Here is a 20292-nt window from a genome sequence, read left to right on the forward strand (position 1 = left end):
GAACGGGAACCGAGCTGCCACCGCCTCCGGTGGCAGACGCGAGTGAACCACTGGTCAGCGTGATCATCCCCGCGCTCAACGAGGCGCGGAACCTGCCGCACGTGATGGCGGCACTTCCCGAGGTCGACGAGGTGATCCTGGTCGACGGGGGATCGACGGACGACACGGTCGAGGTCGCCCGCCGGCTGATGCCCGGCATCCGGGTCGTCACCCAGAACCGGCGTGGCAAGGGCAACGCCCTGGCCTGCGGTTTCGCGGCGGCCACCGGTGACATCCTGGTGATGATCGACGCGGACGGGTCGACCGATCCGCGAGAGATCCCCAGCTTCATCGCGGCCCTGCGCAGCGGCGCCGATTTCGCCAAGGGCTCGCGCTTCCACGGTGCGGGCGGCAGCGCCGACATCACCCGGTTGCGCCGGGCCGGCAACAAGTGCCTCAGCCTGCTGGTGAACACGATGTTCCGGACCCGCTACAGCGACCTCTGCTACGGCTACAACGCGTTCTGGGCCCGGCACCTGGACGTCTTCGGCCTGGACTCGACGTCACCGCGGCCGGAGGGTGACGGCCGGCTGTGGGGCGACGGATTCGAGATCGAGACGCTGCTGAACCTGCGGGCGGCCCGGGCCCGGCTGCACATCATCGAAGTGCCCAGCTTCGAGCAGGCCCGCATCCACGGGGAGAGCAACCTCAACGCGATGACCGACGGCCTCCGGGTGCTGCGGACGATCGCCCGGGAGTGGCCGCGGCGCCGTAGCGCGGTGACTACCGTGGAGCACGCGCGGTGAGGATCGGCGTCGTCACCAGCGCTTACCACCCTGAGGTGGGCGGCGTGGAGACGCACGCTCGCCGGCTCTGCGCGGCCCTGGTCGCGGCCGGCGACGAGGTCGAGGTGCTCACCCAGCACGCGGTGAGCACCGACGAGACGATCGACGGGGTGCTGGTCCGGCGTTTTCCGCTGACCGTCGCGGCACCCAACTACCGCTTCTCCACCGCTCTCTGGCGCTACCTGCGCGGGCACGCCGGCCGCTACGACGTGCTGCACGCGCACAGCTACCACGCCCTCGCCGCGGTGCCGGCCGCGCTCACCAACCGCACGCCGCTGGTCTTCACCCCGCACTACCACGGCACCGGGCACAGTCTGCTGCGCCGGGCGCTGCACCCGATCTACCGGCCGATCGGCCGGCGGATCGTGGCCCGCTCCCACCGGCTGATCGCGGTCACCCACGCCGAGCGGGAACTGCTGGTCCGGCACTTCCCGGAGGCCCGGGCCCGGATCGTGGTCATCCCCAACGGCACCGACCCGGCTCGGACGGCCGAGCCGATCGACGAGCCCGGCCGCGGCATCCTCTGCGTCGGGCGACTCGAGCGCTACAAGCGGGTCGACCGGGTGATCCGGGCGATGACCCACCTCGGCGACGACCACCGCCTCGACGTGGTCGGCGCCGGACCGGCCCGCGACGAGCTGGAGCAGCTGGCCCGCCGGCTGGGCCTGTCCGACGACCGGGTGCGGTTCCACGGGCGGCTGCCCGAGGACGTCTTCGCCGCCCGGATGGCGGCGGCCGCCGCGGCCGTCTCCGCCTCCGCGCACGAGGCGTTCGGGATGGCGGTGGCCGACGCGCTCGCGGCCGGCCTGCCGACCGTGGCGTCGTTCATCCCGGCGCACCGGGAACTGGCCGTGATGGCCGGCTCCGGTGTTCCGCTGTGGCTGGTCAACCCGGACGACGAGGTCGCGCTGGCCGACGCGCTGCGGCTCGCGGCGTCGACCGGACGGGCCGATCTCGGCCGCCACCCGCTGCCGACCTGGAGCGACGTGGTGCTGGAGACCCGGGAGGTCTACGCGAGCGTCGCGCCGCGGGTGCGACTGATCCAACAGAGTGGAGCGGGAGCCGGCGAACGATGACCCTGACCGCGCCCGTCGCCGTACTGCCCGAGGAAACTGCCGAGCCCGGCCCCCGCCGGGATCGCAGCGCCGCCTGGTGCGCCGCGTCGCTGACGGTCGCGGGTGCGGCCGGGGCGGTGGCGCTGGTCGCAGCGGACCGGGCCGCCGAATGGGGTCGCGGTCGCCCGTTCGAGCTGTTCTGGCTCGGCATGCTGGTCTTCACGCTGCCCGCCGCGTACTGGGCGGGCCGGCGCGCGAGCACGTCCCGGCTGCGACTGGCGGTGGTCGTCGGCTACGCCTGCTTCACCTACCTGCCCAAACTCCTGCGCAACCCGACCGGGCCGCTCTACCACGACGAGTTCGCGCACTGGCGGCAGAGCCGGGAGATCCTGCTCGACGGCCGGCTGTTCGAGGCGAACCCGATCGTCCGGGTGGTCGGCGACTTCCCCGGCCTGCACGCAGCGGTCGCCGCGGTGTCGTCGCTGACCGGTGTCTCGGTGTGGCACGCCGCGCTGGCCGTCCTGATCGGCGCGCACCTGCTGCTGGTGCTGGGCGTCGCGGTGCTCGCCCAGGAGATCTGGCGGGACAGCCGGACCGCCGCGATCGCCGCCCTCGCGTACGGTCTGAACAGCTCTTTTCTGTTCTTCGACACCCAGTTCGGCTACGAGTCGCTGGCCATCACCCTCTGGGTGTGGACGCTGGTGGCGCTGGTCCGGGCACTGCGCTCGCCGGCCAAGGCGCCGATCGCGGTGCTGCTGATCGCGGCCACCGTCGTCACCCACCACCTGACCGCGCTCGGCCTGATCGCCACCATGCTCATCATCGCGGTGGCGGTAACCGTCAAACGGCGCGACCGGGTGGCCGTGACCGCGTGGGCGCTGACCCTGACCGCCGCGATCCTGACCACGTTCTGGCTGCTGTGGGTGGCGCCGAAGACCGCCGGCTACCTCGATCCCTATCTGGCCAAGGCGCTCGACCAGTTCGCCGGGATGTTCAGCGACAACGGGGAGAGCGGGCGCACGCTCTTCAAGCAGTCGATCGCGCCCTGGTGGGAGCAGAAGACGGCGTTCGTGGCACAGGTCCTCGCGCTGGTCGCGATGATCGGGGCGGCCGTCCACCTCTACCGCACGCGCAGCCGGGATCCGCTCGCGCTCGCGATGCTGCTGCTCGGCGTCTGCTACTTCCCGGCCGTACTCCTGATCCTCACCCCGTCCGGCGCCGAGGGCGCCCGGCGGTCCTGGGCGTTCAGTTATCTCGGCATCGCGATGGTGGTGGCGCCGCTCGCGGTCCGGCTGCTCGACCGCTGGGCCGCGAAGGCCGGCGCCGCGCTGCTCACCGCGTTCGCTCTGGTGATGGTCGGCAACACCGCGGCCGGGATGAACCCGTCCTACCGGTTCCCCGGCCCGCCGGTGTACGGCTCGGACACCCGGGCCCTCATCCCCGAGGTGGCCGCCGCGGCCGACTGGCTGCGGGCGACCCAGGGCCGCGGGCTGCGGATCGTCGCCGACCGTTACTCCGGGCTGATCTTCGGCTCGTTCGGCGGTCAGGACCCGGTCACCGGCTCGGTCACCTTCCCCACCTACGACGTCTATCTCACCCAGCCCGGCCGGCCGGTCAACCCGTCGCTGATCGGGCAGCTCAGCGCGTGGCGGTTCGGCTATCTCGTGGTGGACCGGCGGATGGCCCGCGAGGTTCCGGAGATCGGCATCTACTTCGAGAACAACGAGCCGATCCCGCACAACGGCCGGCCGGGCTTCACCCTCGGTCAGCTCACCAAGTTCGACCGCACGCCGTGGACCATCAAGATCTACGACAGCGGGAACATCGCGATCTACCGCTTCGACTTCGCCTCACTGACGGTGCCGGCGATCGGGGGCGGCAAGTGACCACCCCGCGGATCCTCGCCGCGGCCCTCGCCACCGTCGGCATCCTCGCCCTCGGCAACGGCTGGTGGCTGCTGCCCGGTCTTCTTGTCGGACTGCTCGCGCTCGGTGAACTCTGGCTGCGCGCGCTGGTCGCCGAGGCGGTCGCGCCGGTCGCCCGGATCGGCCTCGGTGCGGTGTCCGGGCTGGTCAGCCTGCCGCTGGTGGCGATCACCCTGCACCTGCTCGGGGTTGGGCTGCGGGGACCGCAGATCGCCGCCGGGCTGGCCGTGCTCACGGTGGCGCTGGGCGGGGTGGCGCTGCTGCGGGAACGGTCCGGCCCGGTGCCGGACGACCCGCGCTTCGCGCGGACTCTCGCGGCGATCGCCGTCCCGGTGGTGGTCGCGCTGGTCGTCGGGGGTGCGGCGACCATGGCGTACGTCCGGCTGCCGCACCCGTCGCAACCGGGTTTCACCAGCGTGGCCCTCGGCGGGTGGGCGGCCGGCATCGACCGTCCGGTGACGTTCCCCCGCGGCGGCCTGGACGTTCCGATCCGGGTCAGCAGCACCGGCGAACCGGCCGCGGTGGCCCAGCTCCGGGTGCGCGTCGGGGCCCGCCCCGCCGGCCCGGCCCGGCCGGTCACCGTCGCCGCCGACACCACCCGCTCGTTCGCCGTGCACGTGCCCGCCCCGCTGACCGGCTGCCTGCACCGCATCGAGATCAGCGTGGGCGGGGCGAGCACCGTCTTCTACGGTCGCGGGCCGGCCACATGCTGAGGGCGGTCGGGCGGGACTCGCTGGCCCGCAACAGCGTACTGATCATGGCGAGCACCGTCGGGACCAGCGGGCTCGGCTACCTCTACTGGATGGTCGCGGCCCGCGAGCTGCCGCGCCCGGCGATCGGCACGGCCACCGCGCTGATCTCAGCGGCCACCGTGGTCAGCATGATGGCCAACCTGGGCATCGGCCACATGTTCATCCAGCGGCTGCCGGAGGCCGGGGCCGCCGCCTGGTCCCGCATCGTCAGCGCCGGCCTGCTGCTGGGCTGCGCTGCCACCGCCGCCGCGTCGATCGCGGCGGCCCTGCTGCTGCCCCGGGCGGTCGGCAACTTCACCTTCCTGGCCGGAGCGGACGGCGTGGTCGCGCTGGCCCTGACGGCCATCGCGCTGACCGCGTCGATGCTGCTCGACTACGTCTTCGTCGCCCACCGGGCCAGCCAGGGCATGCTCTGGCGCAACCTGGCACTCGCGGCGGGCAAGGTGGCCGCACTGGCCGGGCTCACCGCGGCGGGCCTCGCGAGTGCCGCGGCGGTGGTGCTCGCCTGGACGGTTCCGTCGCTGATCGTCTCGGCCTGCACCCTGCGCTGGAGCCTGTCCCGGCTGCGGCCCGGATGGCGGCCCACCGGGGCCGGCCTCGGCGACGAACTGCGCCACGTGCGCGGCTCGATGACCGGGCACCACCTGGTCAACCTGGCCCAGGCCGGGCCGAGCGCGCTGCTCCCGGTGCTGGTCACCGCCCACCTCGGCGCGGCCGAGAACGCCCACTTCTACGTCGCCTGGATGACCGCGTCGGTGCTGTTCATGGTCTCCCCGGCGGTCGCCTCCGCGCTGTACGCCGAGCGCACCAACGCGAACAACCGGTCGGCCTCGCTGCCCCGGGCCGCGCTCGTCGTCCTCGTCGTGATCGGCCTCCCGGCGATCGTGCTGTTCCTGGCCGGCGGCTGGATCCTCGGCCTGTTCAGCCCGGCCTACGCGGCCGCCGGCGGCCTGCTGCTGAAGATCCTCGTGCTGGCGGCGATCCCGGACGCGATCACCAACCTGGCCGTGGCGCACTGGCGCTCGCTCGGGGCACTGCGCCGCTGCCTGCGCCTGAACCTGGTGATGGCGGTCGCCTGCCTGGGCCTGACCTGGCTGTGGCTGCCGGCGATGGGCATCGAGGCGGCCGGGCTGGCCTGGCTGATCGGCCAGTCCCTGGGCGCGGCCCTGGTCGCCGCGCACACCGGTTACGCCCGCCTTCGCCGCCGTTTCACCCCGCAGAACGTCTCCGCGCCCCGCCCCCGGCGACCGCGTCCACGTTCCCATCCGGTCGTTCCGGGGCGCTTCCGCTCTCCTGCCCATTCCCGCCCGCGATCCCGGAGAGTCCCGTGAAGATCCTGCACCTGGCCAACCTCTATGCACCCGTCATCGGCGGGCTCGAACGCAGCATCGCCACCAGCAGTGAGGAGTTGGTGCGCCGGGGGCACGACGTCACCGTGCTCACCCTGGCCGCCCCCGGTTCGGTTGCGGAGGAGCGGCTCGGCGGCGTCCGGGTCGTCCGGGTCGGCAGCATCGCCACCAGCCTGCTGCCCGGCATCAACCAGGACCGGGCGAAACCGTTCCACCCGACCGCAGCCGACCCGCTCACCGTCGCCGGCATCCGGCGCGAACTGCGGGCCCACCGCTACGACGTGGTGCACAGCCACGACTGGTTGATGTACAGCTACCTGCCGCTGCGGTTCGGCCGGGACGGGGTGCCGCACGTGCACACCGCCCACGACTTCGGGCTGGCCTGCGTGAAGAAGACCTTCGCCCGGGACGGCCGGGGTTGCGCGACCGGACCGCGGCTCTCGCACTGCCTGCCCTGCGCCTCCGGCCAGTACGGCAAGCCCAAGGCGGTGGCGCTGACCGCGGCGCTGCGCGCGCACCGGCACCGGGGGATCGACGCGCTCACCGCGATCTCGCCGTCGGTGGCCCGGGCCCTGGAACAGGCCCGGCTCCCGGCCGGCCTGCCGGTGCGGGTGGTCTCCAGCCTGGTGCCGGACGGGCTGGACGAGCTGGCCCGCAACACGGCCCGGCCGCACTGGCTGCCCGACCGGCCGTACATCCTGTTCGTCGGGGCGCTCGGGCCGCACAAGGGCGTGGACGTGCTCTTCACCGCGTACCGGACCCTGGTCGACCGGTGGACGGGCCACGAGCCGGCGCCGGCGCTGGTCTGCATCGGGACCTGGCGGCCGGACACCCCGGCGGTTCCGCCCGGGGTGCTGGTCCGGCACGACGTGCCGCACCAGCAGGTGATGGCGGCCTGGCACGGGGCCGCGGCCGGGGTGGTGCCGTCCATCAACGAGGCGATGGGGCAGGTGGCGGTCGAGGCGCTGCTGGCCCGTACGCCGGTGATCGCCTCCCGGGTCGGCGGCCTGGCCGACATGATCCGGGACGGGGAGAGCGGCCTGCACGTGCCGACCGGCGACGCGGACGCCCTGCACGCGGCGCTCGTCCGGGTGCTCACCGACGACGCCCTGGCCGACCGGCTCCGCACGGCCGGCTATCGGCGCGGGCTCGACTTCACCGCGACTCGCGTGGTCCCGCAGATCGAGGAGGTTTACCGTGCGTGCAGCGCGTGAGTCCGCCGTCCGCCCGCCTGATCCGATTTATCGAGAAAAACCGCGAATTCTCGTGGTCGGCTCGGGATGGCGATTTCTCTCCGGGATCAGCTATTACACCTGCCGGCTCGCGAACGCGCTCAACACCCGCTACGAGGTCGGCACCGTGCTGATGCGGCAGCTGCTCCCGGCCCGCCTCTACCCCGGCCGGAACCGGGTCGGCCGGCAGCTCAGCGACCTGCGCTACGACGAGGGCATCCCGGTCTTCGACGGCGTGGACTGGTGGGGAGCGCCCTCCCTGCTGCGAGCCGTCCAATTTATGCGCAAATTTCGCCCGGACGTGCTCGTCCTGCAGTGGTGGACCGGCACCGTGCTGCACTCCTACCTGGTCCTCTGCCTCGCCGCCCGGCTCACCGGCGTCCGCGTGATCGTCGAGTTCCACGAGGTCCAGGACACCGGCGAGGCCGAACACCGCTGGGCCGCGGCCTACGTCCGCAAATTCATCCAGCCGCTGCTGCGGCGCACCGACGGCGTGGTGGTCCATTCGCGCTTCGATCAACAGACCCTTCGGGAGACGTACGCGCTGAGCACGGTCCCGTCGGTGATCGCCCGGCACGGCCCGTTCGATCACCACGACGCCGCCGTCCCCGAGCCGCGTGTCCCGGGTGGGCCGCGCCGGCTGCTGTTCTTCGGCACGATCCGCCCCTACAAAGGACTCGAGGACCTGATCGAGGCGTTCGCGACGCTGCCCGGCGACTACCACCTGACCGTGGTGGGGGAGACCTGGGAGGGCTGGACGCTGCCGGCCGAACTGATCGCCGCCTCGCCCGCCGCCGGCCGCATCGAGTTCGTCAACCGCTACGTCGCCGACGCCGAGGTGGACGCCTACTTCGCGGCGGCCGACCTGGTCGTGCTGCCCTACCGGCGCAGCTCGGCGAGCGGGCCGCTGCACATCGCGATGAGCCACGGCCTGCCGGTCGTGGTGACCGCGGTCGGCGGCCTGGTCGAGGCGGCCGAGGAGTACCCGGGCGCCCGGTTCGCACCGGCCGGCGACCCGGCGGCGCTGTCCGCCGCGATCCGCGACGCCGACCGCCTGGTCGGCCGGCGGCACGCCGACCCGTCGTCGTGGGAGAAGACCGTCGCCGCGTACGACGAGCTGATGGCCCGGATCGGCGTGACGCCGCCGCCACGTGGGGCGACGGCGTCCGCCGTTCATGCCGAGCCTCAGGAGGCGGACACCACCACGTCGTCGAACCAGACGGTGCCGGTGTTCTCCGCCGACTTGAGGTGAATCTGCATGCTGGCCGAACCGGCCGGGGCGACCCCGTCCACGACCAGCTTCGTCCAGTTGGTGGTGCCGGTCGGCAGGGTCGCCGAGGCGCCGCCACCCAGCCACTTGTCGTTGATGTCGAACCAGCTCAGCGCGATCTGGGTGGCGCCGGTGGCGGCGTTGCCGCGGACCCACGCCTCGCCGTGCCACTTCTGGCCGGAGACCACCGGGACGATCGGGGCGACCCGGAAGGACGGCGCACCGGCCGCGGTCTTGCCGGTGTTGGTGAGGGTGACCGACCACTTGCCGGTGCGCGCCTGCGCCTGCGTCTTGACCGCCTGGCCCAGCTCGGGCAGGTAGGCACGCCACGGGCTGAGGCCGGTGCCGTTCTCGAAGCTGGTGTCCATCAGGGTGGCCGGCGCGGCGGCACCGGTCCAGGCCGCCTTCACCACGGCCGCGGCCGCCTTGGCAACACCGTTCGTGCGGTACAGGCCGTAGTTGTACTGGGCCGGGATCTTCGACACCTGTGAATCGGGGATCGAGCCGGTGGCGAAGTCGGTCAGCGTCCACGGGGCCACCGACTGCACGCCGGCCGCGTTCGCGGCCTGGAACACCCGGGCCAGGAAGGCGGCCTGCTCACCCTCGGTGTTCTGCAGGGTGTTCAGGCCGACCTCGCCGATCACCATCGGGGTGGGCGCGACGGTGGCCTGGGCCTGCTTGATCACCGCGAGGGCCCGCTCCGAGCTGGTGTAGAAGTGGAAGTCGTAGAAGTCGATCGGGTTCGCGGTGAGCGCCGCCTTGATCTTGCCCATCCCGATGGCGCCGTCGTCACCGTTCACCGAGAAGGTCAGCGGCATGGTCGGGTACGCCGCGCGGACCAGCGGCACGATCTTCTTGGCCCAGGTGACCGCGCCCACGTCGTCCGGGTCGAACTCGTTCTGCAGCTCGACCGAGATGATCCGGGGGTCGTCCCGGTACGCCCGGAGCAGGTTGTTCGCCCAGTTGAAGCTGTTGGCGACCTCGCTGTACTGGCCCCACCAGTCGAACAGCGTGAACTTGACGGTCATCCCGTACTTGTCGGCGGTGTTCACGAAGGTGGCGAGCCGGCTGGTGTAGGTGGAGTTCAGCGTCGGGTAGCCGAACGTCGACGGGAAGATGATCGCCCGGGCGCTGGTGGCACCGAGGGCGTCCGCCTTCGCCATGTCGGCGTCGATCTTCGCGGCGTCGAAGCTGGTCCACATCTTCGACCAGCCGGCGTTGGCCGGGTAGTAGTTGATCGTCTTGGCGGCCTTGACGGCGGCGAGCCGGGAGGCCAGCGTCGGCACCGCGGTGACGGCCGTGGTGGCGACCTTCGTCGTGGTCGCGGGCTTCACGGCGGCGGGCTGGGCGATCGCCGGGGCGGCGGCGGGGGCGGACAGGCCGAGGAGGACCGTCGAGGCGATGACGGCGGCGCGGCGGCGGGAGAGGTTCACGTACGGGTCCCTTCCGTGGGACGAGGTTCAGGTGCGGAAGCGGCCCTCCAATCGGCGCAGTTGCATTAGGGGAGTCATGGTTTGCTGATTGCTTCGTCGGTGCACGACGGTGGCAGCCGGGTTGCGGCAACCGAAAAGATCGGACTCTTAGCCCCGCCGAAGGGCGCTGAGCTGCGGAAATGCCTTGATGGCCGGTAGAGTTCCGGAGTCGCCGAACGGTTGCCGGGCGGTAGCGGCGCCGGCCGAAAATGCATTCTGTGGCGGCGGAAAAGCCACTTTTCCGCCGCATAAACCCCGGCGTCGGTTGCGAGTGGGTTGTTATGCCTCGGGATAGTGCCGCGGCGTGTAGACGCGGGTCGTCCCGTCCGCCCCGGCGACCGCCCGTGTCCGGGTCGAACCGATCAACAGCAGGCAGCGCATGTCGACCGTGGCCGGGTCCAGCTCGGCCAGCGTGGTGACCCGCACCGACTCGGTCGGACCGCCCACATCCCGCCCGATCACCACGACCGTCTCCGGCGCGCGGTGCTCCAGCAGCGCCGCGCGGGCCCGCACCAGCTGCTCGGTGCGCGACCTCGACGCCGGGTTGTAGATCGCGATCACCAGGTCGGCCCGGGCCGCGGCGACCAGCCGCGACTCGACCACCGACCAGGGCTTGAGCCGGTCGCTCAGGGACAGCACGCAGAAGTCGTGCCCGAGCGGCGCGCCCACCCGGGCCGCCACCGCCTGCGCCGCGGTCAGCCCCGGCACCACCCGCACCGGCACGTCCTTCCACTGCGGGTCGTCGGCCACCTCGAGCACGGCCGCGGCCATCGCGAACACGCCCGGGTCACCGGCCGAGATCACCGCGACCCGGTGCCCACGCCGGGCCAGGTCGAGCGCGAACGCGGCCCGCTCGGCCTCCACCCGGTTGTCCGAGGGGTGCTTGCGCTGGCCCGGCCGAGCGGCCACCCGGTCCAGGTAGGGGCCGTAGCCGATCAGGTCGTCGGCGGCGGCGATCGCGGCCCGCGCCTCCGGCGTGAGCCACTGCGGGTCGCCCGGCCCCAAGCCGACCACGACGACCTCGCCCTCCTGGTCGTCTTCTCTTTCCGCACCTCTTTCCGCGCCGAAGGCGGCGGCCGCCGGACTCGGCAGCAACGCCAGCGAGAAGTACGGGACGGTGTCCGGATCGACGTCCGCGAGCGGGACGGTGCGCTCGCCGGCCGTGGTGGCCCGCTCGACGTACCAGGCGTCGGCGAGCCGGCCCGAACGTTCCAGCGCCGCCCGCACGTTCGGGAACGTGCGGCCCAGCTTCATCACCGCGGCCGACTCGGTAGCCGCCAGGTGCGCGGCCAACTCGCCGGCGGGCAGGGTGCCGGGCAGGATCGTGAGCACCTCGTCGCGCTCCATCAGCGGCCGGCCGAGCGCGGCCGACGCGGCGCTCACCGAGGTCACCCCCGGGACGACGGTCGTGTCGTACCGGTCGGCGAGGCGCTTGTGCATGTGCATGTAGGACCCGTAGAAGAACGGGTCGCCCTCGGCCAGCACGACCACGTCCCGCCCCGCGTCGAGGTGCGCGGCGAGCCGGGCCGCCGACTCGGCATAGAAGTCGTCGATCGCGCCCTGGTAACCGCCCGGATGGTCGGTGGTCTCGGTGGTGACCGGGTAGATCAGCGCCTCCTCGATCTGCCCGTCCCGCAGGTGCGCCGCCGCGATGGCCCGCGCGTTGCTGCGCCCGTGCCGCGCCGCGTGATAGGCCACCACGTCGGCGTTCTCGATCAGCCGGGCGGCCTTCACCGTGATCAACTCCGGGTCGCCGGGGCCGACGCCCACGCCGTAGAGCTTTCCGGCCATGGATGTCACTCCGTCTCCGAGGCGAGGGCGTTGACCGCGGCCGCGGTGATGGCGCTGCCACCCCGCCGCCCGCGCACGACCAGATGTTCCAGATCGGAGGCGGCGAGCGCCTCCTTCGACTCGGCCGCGCCGATGAACCCGACCGGGATGCCCAGCACCGCGGCCGGCCGCGGTGCCCCCGCCGCGATCATCTCCAGCAGCCGGAACAGCGCGGTCGGCGCGTTCCCGATCGCCACCACGCTGCCGCCGAGCCGGTCACCCCAGAGGTCGAGCGCCGCCGCGCTGCGGGTGGTGCCGAGCTTCGCGGCCAGTTCCGGCACGGCCGGATCGCGCAGCGTGCACACCACGTCGTTGCCGGCCGGCAGCCGCTTGCGGGTGATCCCGGACGCGACCATCTCGGCGTCACACAGGATCGGCGCCCCGTCGAGCAGCGCCTTGCGTGCCGCCTGCGCCACGAGCGGGCTGAACCCGACGTCCCCGGTGAGATCGACCATCCCGCAGGCATGAATCATCCGCACGACGACCCGACTCAGATCCGCCGGAAACGCGGTGAGATCGGCCTCCGCCCGAATGGTCGCGAACGACCGCCGATAGATCTCGGCCCCGTCCCGCTCATAGTCGAATTCCATGCTCAGCTCCTGCGTGCCGCAGCGACGAGGTCCGCCAGACCAGCGTCGAAGCCCGCAGCCGAGGGGTGGCCGGCCGCGGTCGGTGGGTGGGGGGTAATCGCGGTTGCCACCACGACCTGGCCGTCCGGCGTGGTGATGGCGTAGCCGTCGGGGGTGGCCTCGACGCGGACGTGCGGGCCGGCGGGGGAGCCGCAACCGCGCTCGCAGCCGAGCCAGTGCACCGGGAGGCCGTCGACGAAACGGGTGGCGGCCAGGGCGTCCGCGCGGATGTCGGCCCGGGATTTGGCGCAGCCGGGGAGCCCGGCGCAGGCGGTCACGCCGGTCCAGCGGGAGTCGGGGCCGGTCGGCAGGCCGGCCTCGGCGAGGCGGCGCTGCCACGCCGACACCGCCGACGGCGGAAGATCGGCCACGACGACCCCACGCCAGGGGGTCATGACCAGGTGGTCGGCTTCGGCCAGCACTTTCATCTGTACGCCGGTCAGCCGCCCCAGCGGAACGATCGCCCCGACCGCGACCAGCCCGTCGGACTGCGGCAGCACGCCCACCGGCGACGCGGGGTAGTCGGGAACGAGGCCCTGTTCGTCGCGCAGGGCGGCGCCCAGCCGCGCGGCCGTCAGTTCGGCGATCACCCGGGCGCCGCCGGGCAACTCGGCGAGGCGCCACGCGAGCTTTCCCGTGCCGACCACCGGCGTCGCCCCGGCCGCGGGCCGGTCAGCGGTGTCCGGCGTGGTGATGGCCGACTTGTGGTGGGCGCGGGCATCGAGGAACGCGTGGGCGGCGGCCAACAGGGCGGCCGTCACCCGGTCGGCGGGGACGCGGAGGCCCTCGTCGTGGCCGGCGAAGAGGATGGCGAACTCGTCGGCGGGGGCCGCACCGACCGCGACCGCGGCGACGTCGGTGGCCAGGGGGACCGGGCCGATGGCGAACAGGAAGCGGCCGGGGAGGGCGGTCAACTCCGGGTCGGCGCACAGGGCGGCGTCCAGGTCGTGGATCAGGGCGCGGGTCCGGGCGTCGGCCAACGGCGGGGCCGCGATGTTGCGTACGGTCTCGTGGGTCGGGGCCGGCAGCAGGCCGGCGGCCGACAGCCGGGCCGCGAGATCCGTGGGGTTGGTCCGGGTCAGCGCCCGCAGCTGAACGTTGGCCCGGGAGGTCAGTTCGAGGCTGCCGTCGCCGGAATCGGCGGCGATCGAAGCGAGCGCGGCCAGCTGGGTGCCGGTCAGCCGGCCGCCGGGGAGACGGATGCGCGCGAGCGGCCCGTCGGCTGCCTGGTGCAGTCGCAGGGCGCCGGGGCACGCGTCGGTCTCGGACCGGCGGATCGGGAGGGGCACCTGCCGGATCCTACGGAGGGCCACCGACATGAACGCATCCTCGGGTCGGCATCGTCACACACCGCACCCCGGCTTGACGGCGGTCGGCGCGGCCCGGAAGGCTGGGTGGTCACGAGCGGCGACGCCGCGGAGGAAGCCGGTGGAAATCCGGCGCGGTCCCGCCACTGTCACCGGGCCTACCAGGTTCGGGAGCCAGGAACTCCGGTCGCCGTGATCCGTCTACCCGGGGCGCGGACCCCGAGGGGGAGTGCGCGTGTTTCTGCTGCTGTCGACGTCCGACACCGATCTGCTCAGCGCCCGGGCCGGCGCCGCCGACTGGCGGCTCGCCAACCCGGCCCGCACCGGCGTCGACGATCTGCCCTCCCTGCTCGACGGGGTCGACCTGGTCGTCGTCCGGATCCTGGGCGGCCGGCGGGCCTGGGAAGAGGGGCTCGACGCGCTGCTCGCCGGGCCGGTCCCGGTGGTCGTGCTGGGCGGCGAGCAGGCGCCGGACGCCGACTTGATGAAACTCTCCACCGTGCCGGCCGGCGTGGCCGCCGAGGCGCACACCTACCTGGCGCAGGGTGGGGCGGAAAATCTGACCGCCGTCTTCCACTTCCTCTCCGACACCGTGCTGCTCACCGGGCACGGTTTCGCCGCGCCGGTGGCCGCGCCGGACTGGGGTCCGCTGCCGCGCGAGACGACGGCCACCGGGCCGGTCATCGCGGTGCTCTACTACCGGGCGCACCACATGGCCGGCAACACCGCGTTCGTCGAATCGTTGTGCCGGCAGATCGAGGCGAAGGGCGCGCGGCCGCTGCCCATCTTCACCGCCTCCTTGCGTACGGCGTCGGAAGAGCTCCTGGCCGAGTTGCGTACGGCCGACGCCCTGATCGTGACCGTGCTCGCCGCAGGCGGCACGAAGCCCGCGACGGTCGGAGCCGGCGGCGACGACGAGGCGTGGGACGTCGGTGTTCTCGCCGGTCTGGACGTGCCGATCCTGCAGGCGTTGTGCCTGACCAGCAGCCGTTCTGTCTGGGAGGCCGGCGACGACGGGCTGTCGCCGCTCGACGCGGCCACCCAGGTGGCGATCCCCGAGTTCGACGGCCGGATCATCACGGTCCCGTTCTCGTTCAAGGAGATCGACCCGGACGGGCTGTCGGTCTACGTGGCCGACGACGAACGGGCCGCCCGGGTGGCCGGCATCGCGGTCGCGCATGCCCGGCTGCGGCACGTGCCGCCGGCCGAGCGGCGGATCGTGCTGATGCTCTCCGCCTATCCGACCAAGCATTCGCGCATCGGCAACGCGGTCGGTCTGGACACCCCGGCCTCGACGGTCGCGCTGCTGGCCGCGATGCGTGAGGGCGGCTACCGGACCGGGTCGTTCACCGACTACGACGGGGACGGGCTGATCCACACGCTGATCGCGGCGGGTGGGCAGGACCCGGACTGGCTGACCGAGGACCAGCTCTCGGCGAACAAGGTGCGGATCACCGGCGCGCGGTACACGGAGTTCTTCGCCACGCTGCCGGCCGACCTGCGGGACCGCATGGTCCAGCACTGGGGGCCGCCGCCCGGCGAGCTGTACGTCGACAGCGGCGACATCGTGCTGGCCGCGCTCCAGGACGAGAACGTCGTGGTGATGGTGCAGCCGCCGCGCGGGTTCGGCGCCAACCCGGTGGCCATCTACCACGACCCCGACCTGCCGCCGAGCCACCACTACCTGGCCGCCTACCGCTGGCTGGCCGACGAGTTCGGGGCGCACGCGGTCGTGCACGTCGGCAAGCACGGCAACCTGGAGTGGCTGCCGGGCAAGAACGTGGGCATGTCGGCCAGCGACGGCACCGACGCCGCCCTCGGCGATCTGCCGCTGATCTACCCGTTCCTGGTCAACGACCCGGGCGAGGGCACCCAGGCCAAGCGGCGGGCGCACGCCACGCTGGTCGACCATCTGATCCCGCCGATGGCGCGGGCCGAGTCGTACGGCGACATCGCCCGCCTGGAGCAACTGCTCGACGAGCACGCCAACATCGCCGCGCTCGACCCGGCGAAGCTGCCGGCCATCCGCGCCCAGATCTGGACGCTGATCCAGGCCGCCAAGATGGACCACGACCTGGGCCTGGACAACCGGCCCGGCGACGAGGAGTTCGACGAGTTCATCCTGCACGTCGACGGGTGGCTGTGCGAGGTCAAGGACGTGCAGATCCGCGACGGCCTGCACATCCTCGGTGCCGCGCCGGTCGGCGAGGCCCGGGTCAACCTGGTGCTCGCCATGCTGCGGGCCCGGCAGATGTGGGCCGGCAAGGTGGCCGCGCTGCCCGGTCTGCGCGAGGCGCTCGGTCTGGCCGAGGACGCGTCCACCGCCCGCACCGACGAGGTGGAGGAGCAGGCCCGGGCCCTGGTCATGGCGATGGAGGAGGCCGGCTGGCCGACCGACGCGTCCCACATCTCCGACAATTCCGAGGTACGGCGGGTGTTGGAGTTCGCCGCGACCGAGGTGGTGCCACGCCTCGCCCGGACCACGGACGAGCTCACCAACGTGCTGCACGCGCTGGACGGCGGCTATGTCCCGGCCGGGCCGAGCGGCTCGCCCCTGCGCGGCCTGATCAACGTGCTGCCGACCGGCCGCAACTTCTACTCGGTCGACCCCAAGGCCATCCCGAGCGCGCTCGCCTGGGAGACCGGCCAGGCCATGGCCGACTCGCTGCTGGCCCGCTACCGCGCCGACTACGGCGACTGGCCGCGCTCGGTCGGCCTCTCCGCGTGGGGCACCAGCGCCATGCGCACGGCCGGCGACGACATCGCCGAGATTCTCGCCCTGATCGGCGTACGCCCGATCTGGGATCCGGCCTCGCGCCGGGTCACCGGCCTGGAACCGATCGCCCGCGAGGAGCTGGGCCGGCCGCGGGTCGACGTCACGGTCCGCATCTCCGGCTTCTTCCGGGACGCGTTCCCGCACGTGGTGGCGATGCTCGACGACGCCTTCCGGATGATCGCCGAGCTCGACGAGCCGGACAACTACGTGCGCGACCACGCCCTGCGTGACCAGGATTCTCATGGCGACTGGCGGCGGGCCACCATGCGCATCTTCGGCTCCCGGCCGGGCGCCTACGGCGCCGGCATCCTTCCGCTCATCGACAGCCGGAACTGGCGGGACGACAAGGACCTGGCCGAGGTGTACGCAGTGTGGGGCGGCTTCGCGTACGGGCGTGGCCTGGACGGCGTGCCCGCGCGCCCGGACATGGAGAACGCCTACCGCCGGATCGACGTGGCCGCCAAGAACATCGACACCCGCGAACACGACATCGCCGACTCGGACGACTACTTCCAGTACCACGGCGGCATGATCGCCACGGTCCGCGCGCTCACCGGCAAGGCTCCCGCCGCGTACGTCGGCGACTCCACCAACCCGGACGCCACCCGCACCCGGAGCCTGACCGAGGAGACGGCCCGGATCTTCCGGGCCCGGGTGGTCAACCCGCGCTGGATCGCCGCGATGCGCCGGCACGGCTACAAGGGCGCGTTCGAGCTGGCCGCCACGGTCGACTACCTGTTCGGCTTCGACGCCACCGCCGGCGTGGTCACCGACTGGATGTACGAGCAGCTGGCCGCCAGTTACGTGCTGGACCCGGAGAACCAGAAGTTCATGCAGGACTCCAACCCGTGGGCCCTGCACGGCATCACCGAGCGCCTGCTGGAGGCGGCCGACCGCAAGCTCTGGGAGTCACCCTCGCCGGAGACGCTGTCCGCGCTGCAGGAGGTCTTCCTGGCCACCGAGGGCGATCTCGAGGACCACTAGTCAAACGTGAGGAGCTGGCGGGCCTCGATGAAGGCGACGATCTCGTCGCGCATCGGCACCGCCGGCCGGGCTCGCCGGGCCAGTTCCGGCGGGTCCTCACCCAGCCTGGTCAGCAGCTCACCGGCGGCCTGGAGGTCCCAGTGGAAGGTGTACGGCGGCCCGTCCGCCCACGCTTGCCGATAAGCCAGCCCGGCATGGTGAATCGCCTGCTCGCGCCGGTCCAGCACGAACAGCGCCTCGGCGAGCCACCGGTGCGGCCGTGCATTCGAGCGTAACCGCGGAAGCCGGTGAAGCACCGCCTCGACGGCGGAGGCGGCGTCGTCCGTCCGGCCGGTGCGGGCGAGCAGATAGGCGAGCATCGCGGGCGCCGTGTCGACACCGGCGTTGCGGCTGAGCCGTTCGTGGAACTCGGCAACCGGTACCGCCGCGTCGAACTCCGCCTCCGCGAGGAGCGAATCCAGCCGGAGGGCGGTGAGCCGGATCCGATGTCGTGCGGAGGTCAGGCGGCTTTCGGCCCGATCCAACCGGATCGACGGCAGCCGGCCGGTCTCGCGGAACTCCAGTTCCAGACGATGCAGCAGGAGATTGCCGTGGTGCCAGGGTGAGTTCGGTTGCACCCGGAGCTGTTCGGCTTCCGCGAGCCCGCGACCTGCCTGCTCGGTGTCGCCGGTCAGCAGGCCGAACTCGGCGCGGGCGAGGGCGAGGTTGGCGTCGTGGGCCGGTTTGTCGCCTGTGGCGGTGACCATCTTCGCCCACAACGACAGCATCTCGGCCGCGTGGGCCAGTTGGCCGTTGCTGCGGTACACGGTGGTCAGCCGGGCCAGGCTGGTTCGGGCATGGCCGAAGATCCCGGCCCGTAACAGGTCGGCAAGCAGGTCACCCTCCTGGGCGATCGCCTCGTCGTGCCGGCCTTGTAGGTGGTACGCGACGGCGAGCGCGGCCCGAGTGGCGGTGCGGCCGGTTGACGCGATCGGGGTCAGCAGCTCCGTCGCGGTGGAGTAGGCGCCGAGTTGCACCAGGAGGATGTCGGCAAGGCTGCGCGCCCACAGTTCGTCGGCGTTGGCGACCAGTCCGGCCCCCACCAGAGCCCGGAAAATCGTGATCGTCTGGCGGAGGTCCTCGACGCCGGTCGCCCGCTCGGTGTCCTCGGGGGGAAGCGCCTGGAAGTAGTCCCGGACCGCCTGGTTCGCCCGCACCCGGTCGCCGGCCTCCAGCTGGTCGTAGACGTAGGACCGGATGACCGGATGCATGTCGTAGGTGTTGGACCCGCGGTCCCACCAGAGCAGGCCGCGCTCCTCCAGGTCGCGCAGCGCACGATCGAGCTGGGTCGTGGCGCGGGTAACCACTTCGGACGACCGCCACCGGGTCGCCCGCCGCTCGGTCTCCTCGGCATCGGCCAGGGGCTCCGGTGGCGGCGGCCGGAGCGGGTTGATCGCTTCGACCGCGGCCCACTCCACCGTCCCGGACAGCACCGATATCCAACTGAGCAGGCGCTGGCTCGACCAGGACAGCCCGGACGTCGCGGCGGCGAGGATGTGCGTGCGGCGCTGGGTCAGATCGAGCTCGACCAGAGCCAGCCGGCCGCCGGCCGCCGGATCGGCCAGCCAGCGGCCGAAGTCGCCGGGTTGCGGCCGATAGTCCCGAACCATGCCGGCCACGATCCCGGCCAGCAGTGGATGGTTGTCGAGCCGGCCGAAGAAGCCGGTGATCGCCGACCGGTTGCCGCCCACCCCGAGCCGGTCGAGCAGGGAGACCACGTCGTCATCGGTGAGGCCCGGCAGCCGGAGGTGCTGGACCCCGGTCACCTGTCGGCCGAAGCGCCCGATCACCGCGTCCGGCATGAGCCGGGTGCTGATCAGCACCTTGGACGGCCCGGCCGCGGTCAGCTCCCGCAGTACGTCCTCGGCGAGCGGGTCGATCATCGACCGCTTGGCCGGTTCGATCTCGTCGTCGCGTATTTTCGACGGATCGACTTCGTGGTAGGCGTTGAGCAGCCGCTCGAAGCCGTCCAGGACCAGCAGGAACGGGCGGCTGCGAAGGGCTGCCAGCACCTGCGCGGCGAGGTCGGTCCGAGACAGTTTACGGATCGAGTGCGGCGTGCGGCCGGTGGTGTAGGCGAGCACCTCCCGCAGGAACCAGGTGAGCGACGGGGAACGGTCGTAGAAACTCCACCACAGGCGTCCGGCGAGACCATCGATCGTGTCCGGCGCCCGGTGCACGGCCCACTCCCAGGTGAGGGCGCTCTTGCCGGTGCCCCCGATCGCCTCCACCACCAGCATCGGGTCGGCCGAGGTTCCCCAAGCGTCCAGCGCGGTCAGGTCGGCCTCCCGGCCGGTGAACGGCGCGCTGCCCACATAGGGCGGGAAGGCGTGAAACGCGGGCGGTGGAGGCAGCGGCCGCCCACCGGTCTCCGGTTCGGCCGACTCGTGCCCGCGCAGCGCGAGCAGCACGTCCTCGCGGAACGACTCGACGGTGTCGAACGCCTTGACCACGTGCCCGGTGGTCACCCGACCGATGAACCGAGCCAATGCCTCGGCATCCGGGCCGCTGTCGACATCGAGCGGTGACCAGGGGAAAGCTGGATCGACGACGAAGACCAGCACCGGGAGGTCGGGCCGCTCCACCGCCCATTCGTACTCCAGCTCGGTGTACGAGCGGGCCTCGCCCGGCGGACGCGAACCGTACCGGTGGGCGAGCACCAGCAGGAACACGTCACAACCGGCGACCAGGTCGCGGCAGACATCGGCGGGTGCCGGCCGCTGCGGATCGAACTCCTCCATGAAGACCGGGGTCAGCCCCAGCCGATGACACACGTCGACCGCGGCCTTGCGGTAGGGCGCAACTGCGCCCGACGCACTGCTGACGAAGACCCGGCGGCTCACCGCCC

At 72.5% G+C, this 20292-nt stretch carries 13 protein-coding genes and 1 riboswitch; of the genes, 8 read left to right on the forward strand and 5 right to left on the reverse strand.

The features are described 5' to 3' along the window. Nucleotides 1–29: 29 nt before the first annotated feature. The 7 genes from Ato02nite_RS17275 to Ato02nite_RS17305 are packed head-to-tail and all read left to right on the forward strand — an operon-like array spanning nucleotide 30 to nucleotide 8389. A complete protein-coding gene (locus Ato02nite_RS17275; RefSeq protein ID WP_246607101.1) occupies nucleotides 30–785 on the forward strand; it encodes a glycosyltransferase family 2 protein in 756 nt (251 codons plus the stop codon). Next, nucleotides 782–1900, forward strand: a complete 1119-nt coding sequence (locus Ato02nite_RS17280) for a glycosyltransferase family 4 protein (protein WP_213007558.1) — start codon at nucleotides 782–784, stop codon at nucleotides 1898–1900. The genes Ato02nite_RS17275 and Ato02nite_RS17280 overlap by 4 nt, the downstream gene beginning before the upstream one ends. Then, nucleotides 1897–3765, forward strand: coding sequence for a putative glycosyltransferase family protein (locus Ato02nite_RS17285; RefSeq protein WP_213007559.1), 1869 nt, complete (start codon nucleotides 1897–1899; stop codon nucleotides 3763–3765). Before Ato02nite_RS17280 ends, Ato02nite_RS17285 begins: the two co-directional genes overlap by 4 nt. Continuing rightward, a complete protein-coding gene (locus Ato02nite_RS17290) occupies nucleotides 3762–4517 on the forward strand; it encodes a hypothetical protein (RefSeq protein WP_213007560.1) in 756 nt (251 codons plus the stop codon). The genes Ato02nite_RS17285 and Ato02nite_RS17290 overlap by 4 nt, the downstream gene beginning before the upstream one ends. Continuing rightward, a complete protein-coding gene (locus Ato02nite_RS17295; RefSeq protein ID WP_213007561.1) occupies nucleotides 4511–5887 on the forward strand; it encodes a lipopolysaccharide biosynthesis protein in 1377 nt (458 codons plus the stop codon). The genes Ato02nite_RS17290 and Ato02nite_RS17295 overlap by 7 nt, the downstream gene beginning before the upstream one ends. Then, the gene (locus tag Ato02nite_RS17300; RefSeq protein ID WP_213007562.1) at nucleotides 5884–7119 is read left to right on the forward strand and encodes a glycosyltransferase family 4 protein; all 1236 of its coding nucleotides are present in this window, start codon (nucleotides 5884–5886) and stop codon (nucleotides 7117–7119) included. Before Ato02nite_RS17295 ends, Ato02nite_RS17300 begins: the two co-directional genes overlap by 4 nt. Then, nucleotides 7103–8389, forward strand: coding sequence for a glycosyltransferase family 4 protein (locus tag Ato02nite_RS17305; protein WP_246607102.1), 1287 nt, complete (start codon nucleotides 7103–7105; stop codon nucleotides 8387–8389). Before Ato02nite_RS17300 ends, Ato02nite_RS17305 begins: the two co-directional genes overlap by 17 nt. Here Ato02nite_RS17305 and Ato02nite_RS17310 read toward each other — a convergent pair. From Ato02nite_RS17310 to Ato02nite_RS17325, 4 genes are all read right to left on the reverse strand, one after another. After that, on the reverse strand, nucleotides 8323–9840 hold the full coding sequence (locus Ato02nite_RS17310) for a cellulase family glycosylhydrolase (RefSeq protein WP_213007563.1): 1518 nt from the start codon (nucleotides 9838–9840) through the stop codon (nucleotides 8323–8325). The two genes, Ato02nite_RS17305 and Ato02nite_RS17310, sit on opposite strands and share 67 nt — an antisense overlap. Nucleotides 9841–10158: 318 nt before the next feature. After that, nucleotides 10159–11670: a precorrin-2 C(20)-methyltransferase gene (locus tag Ato02nite_RS17315; protein WP_213007564.1), complete on the reverse strand. Its 1512-nt coding sequence runs from the start codon at nucleotides 11668–11670 to the stop codon at nucleotides 10159–10161. Nucleotides 11671–11675: 5 nt separating this feature from the next. Then, nucleotides 11676–12299, reverse strand: a complete 624-nt coding sequence (locus Ato02nite_RS17320; RefSeq protein ID WP_213007565.1) for a precorrin-8X methylmutase — start codon at nucleotides 12297–12299, stop codon at nucleotides 11676–11678. Between the two features lie 2 nt (nucleotides 12300–12301). Continuing rightward, nucleotides 12302–13627: a ferredoxin-like domain-containing protein gene (locus Ato02nite_RS17325; protein WP_246607104.1), complete on the reverse strand. Its 1326-nt coding sequence runs from the start codon at nucleotides 13625–13627 to the stop codon at nucleotides 12302–12304. Nucleotides 13628–13756: 129 nt separating this feature from the next. Continuing rightward, nucleotides 13757–13829, forward strand: a riboswitch (cobalamin riboswitch). 45 nt (nucleotides 13830–13874) lie between these two features. Here Ato02nite_RS17325 and cobN point away from each other — a divergent pair. Then, nucleotides 13875–17405 carry a cobaltochelatase subunit CobN gene (cobN, locus tag Ato02nite_RS17330; RefSeq protein ID WP_213007567.1) on the forward strand — a complete coding sequence of 1177 codons (3531 nt, stop codon included), beginning with the start codon at nucleotides 13875–13877 and terminating at the stop codon, nucleotides 17403–17405. On the opposite strand, the gene Ato02nite_RS17335 is transcribed toward cobN, so the two are convergent. Continuing rightward, nucleotides 17402–20287, reverse strand: coding sequence for a DUF4062 domain-containing protein (locus Ato02nite_RS17335; RefSeq protein ID WP_213007568.1), 2886 nt, complete (start codon nucleotides 20285–20287; stop codon nucleotides 17402–17404). The two genes, cobN and Ato02nite_RS17335, sit on opposite strands and share 4 nt — an antisense overlap. Between the last annotated feature and the right edge of the window lie 5 nt (nucleotides 20288–20292).

This window comes from Paractinoplanes toevensis (assembly GCF_018332695.1).
GTDB lineage: Bacteria > Actinomycetota > Actinomycetes > Mycobacteriales > Micromonosporaceae > Actinoplanes > Actinoplanes toevensis.

What these genes read in the sequence shown, in the direction of transcription:
- Ato02nite_RS17285 (WP_213007559.1), top strand. Translation starts at nt 1,897, where the DNA reads ATGACCCTGACCGCGCCCGTCGCCGTACTGCCCGAGGAAACTGCCGAG.
- Ato02nite_RS17295 (WP_213007561.1), top strand. Translation starts at nt 4,511, where the DNA reads ATGCTGAGGGCGGTCGGGCGGGACTCGCTGGCCCGCAACAGCGTACTG.
- Ato02nite_RS17315 (WP_213007564.1), bottom strand. Translation starts at nt 11,670, where the DNA reads ATGGCCGGAAAGCTCTACGGCGTGGGCGTCGGCCCCGGCGACCCGGAG.
- Ato02nite_RS17320 (WP_213007565.1), bottom strand. Translation starts at nt 12,299, where the DNA reads ATGGAATTCGACTATGAGCGGGACGGGGCCGAGATCTATCGGCGGTCG.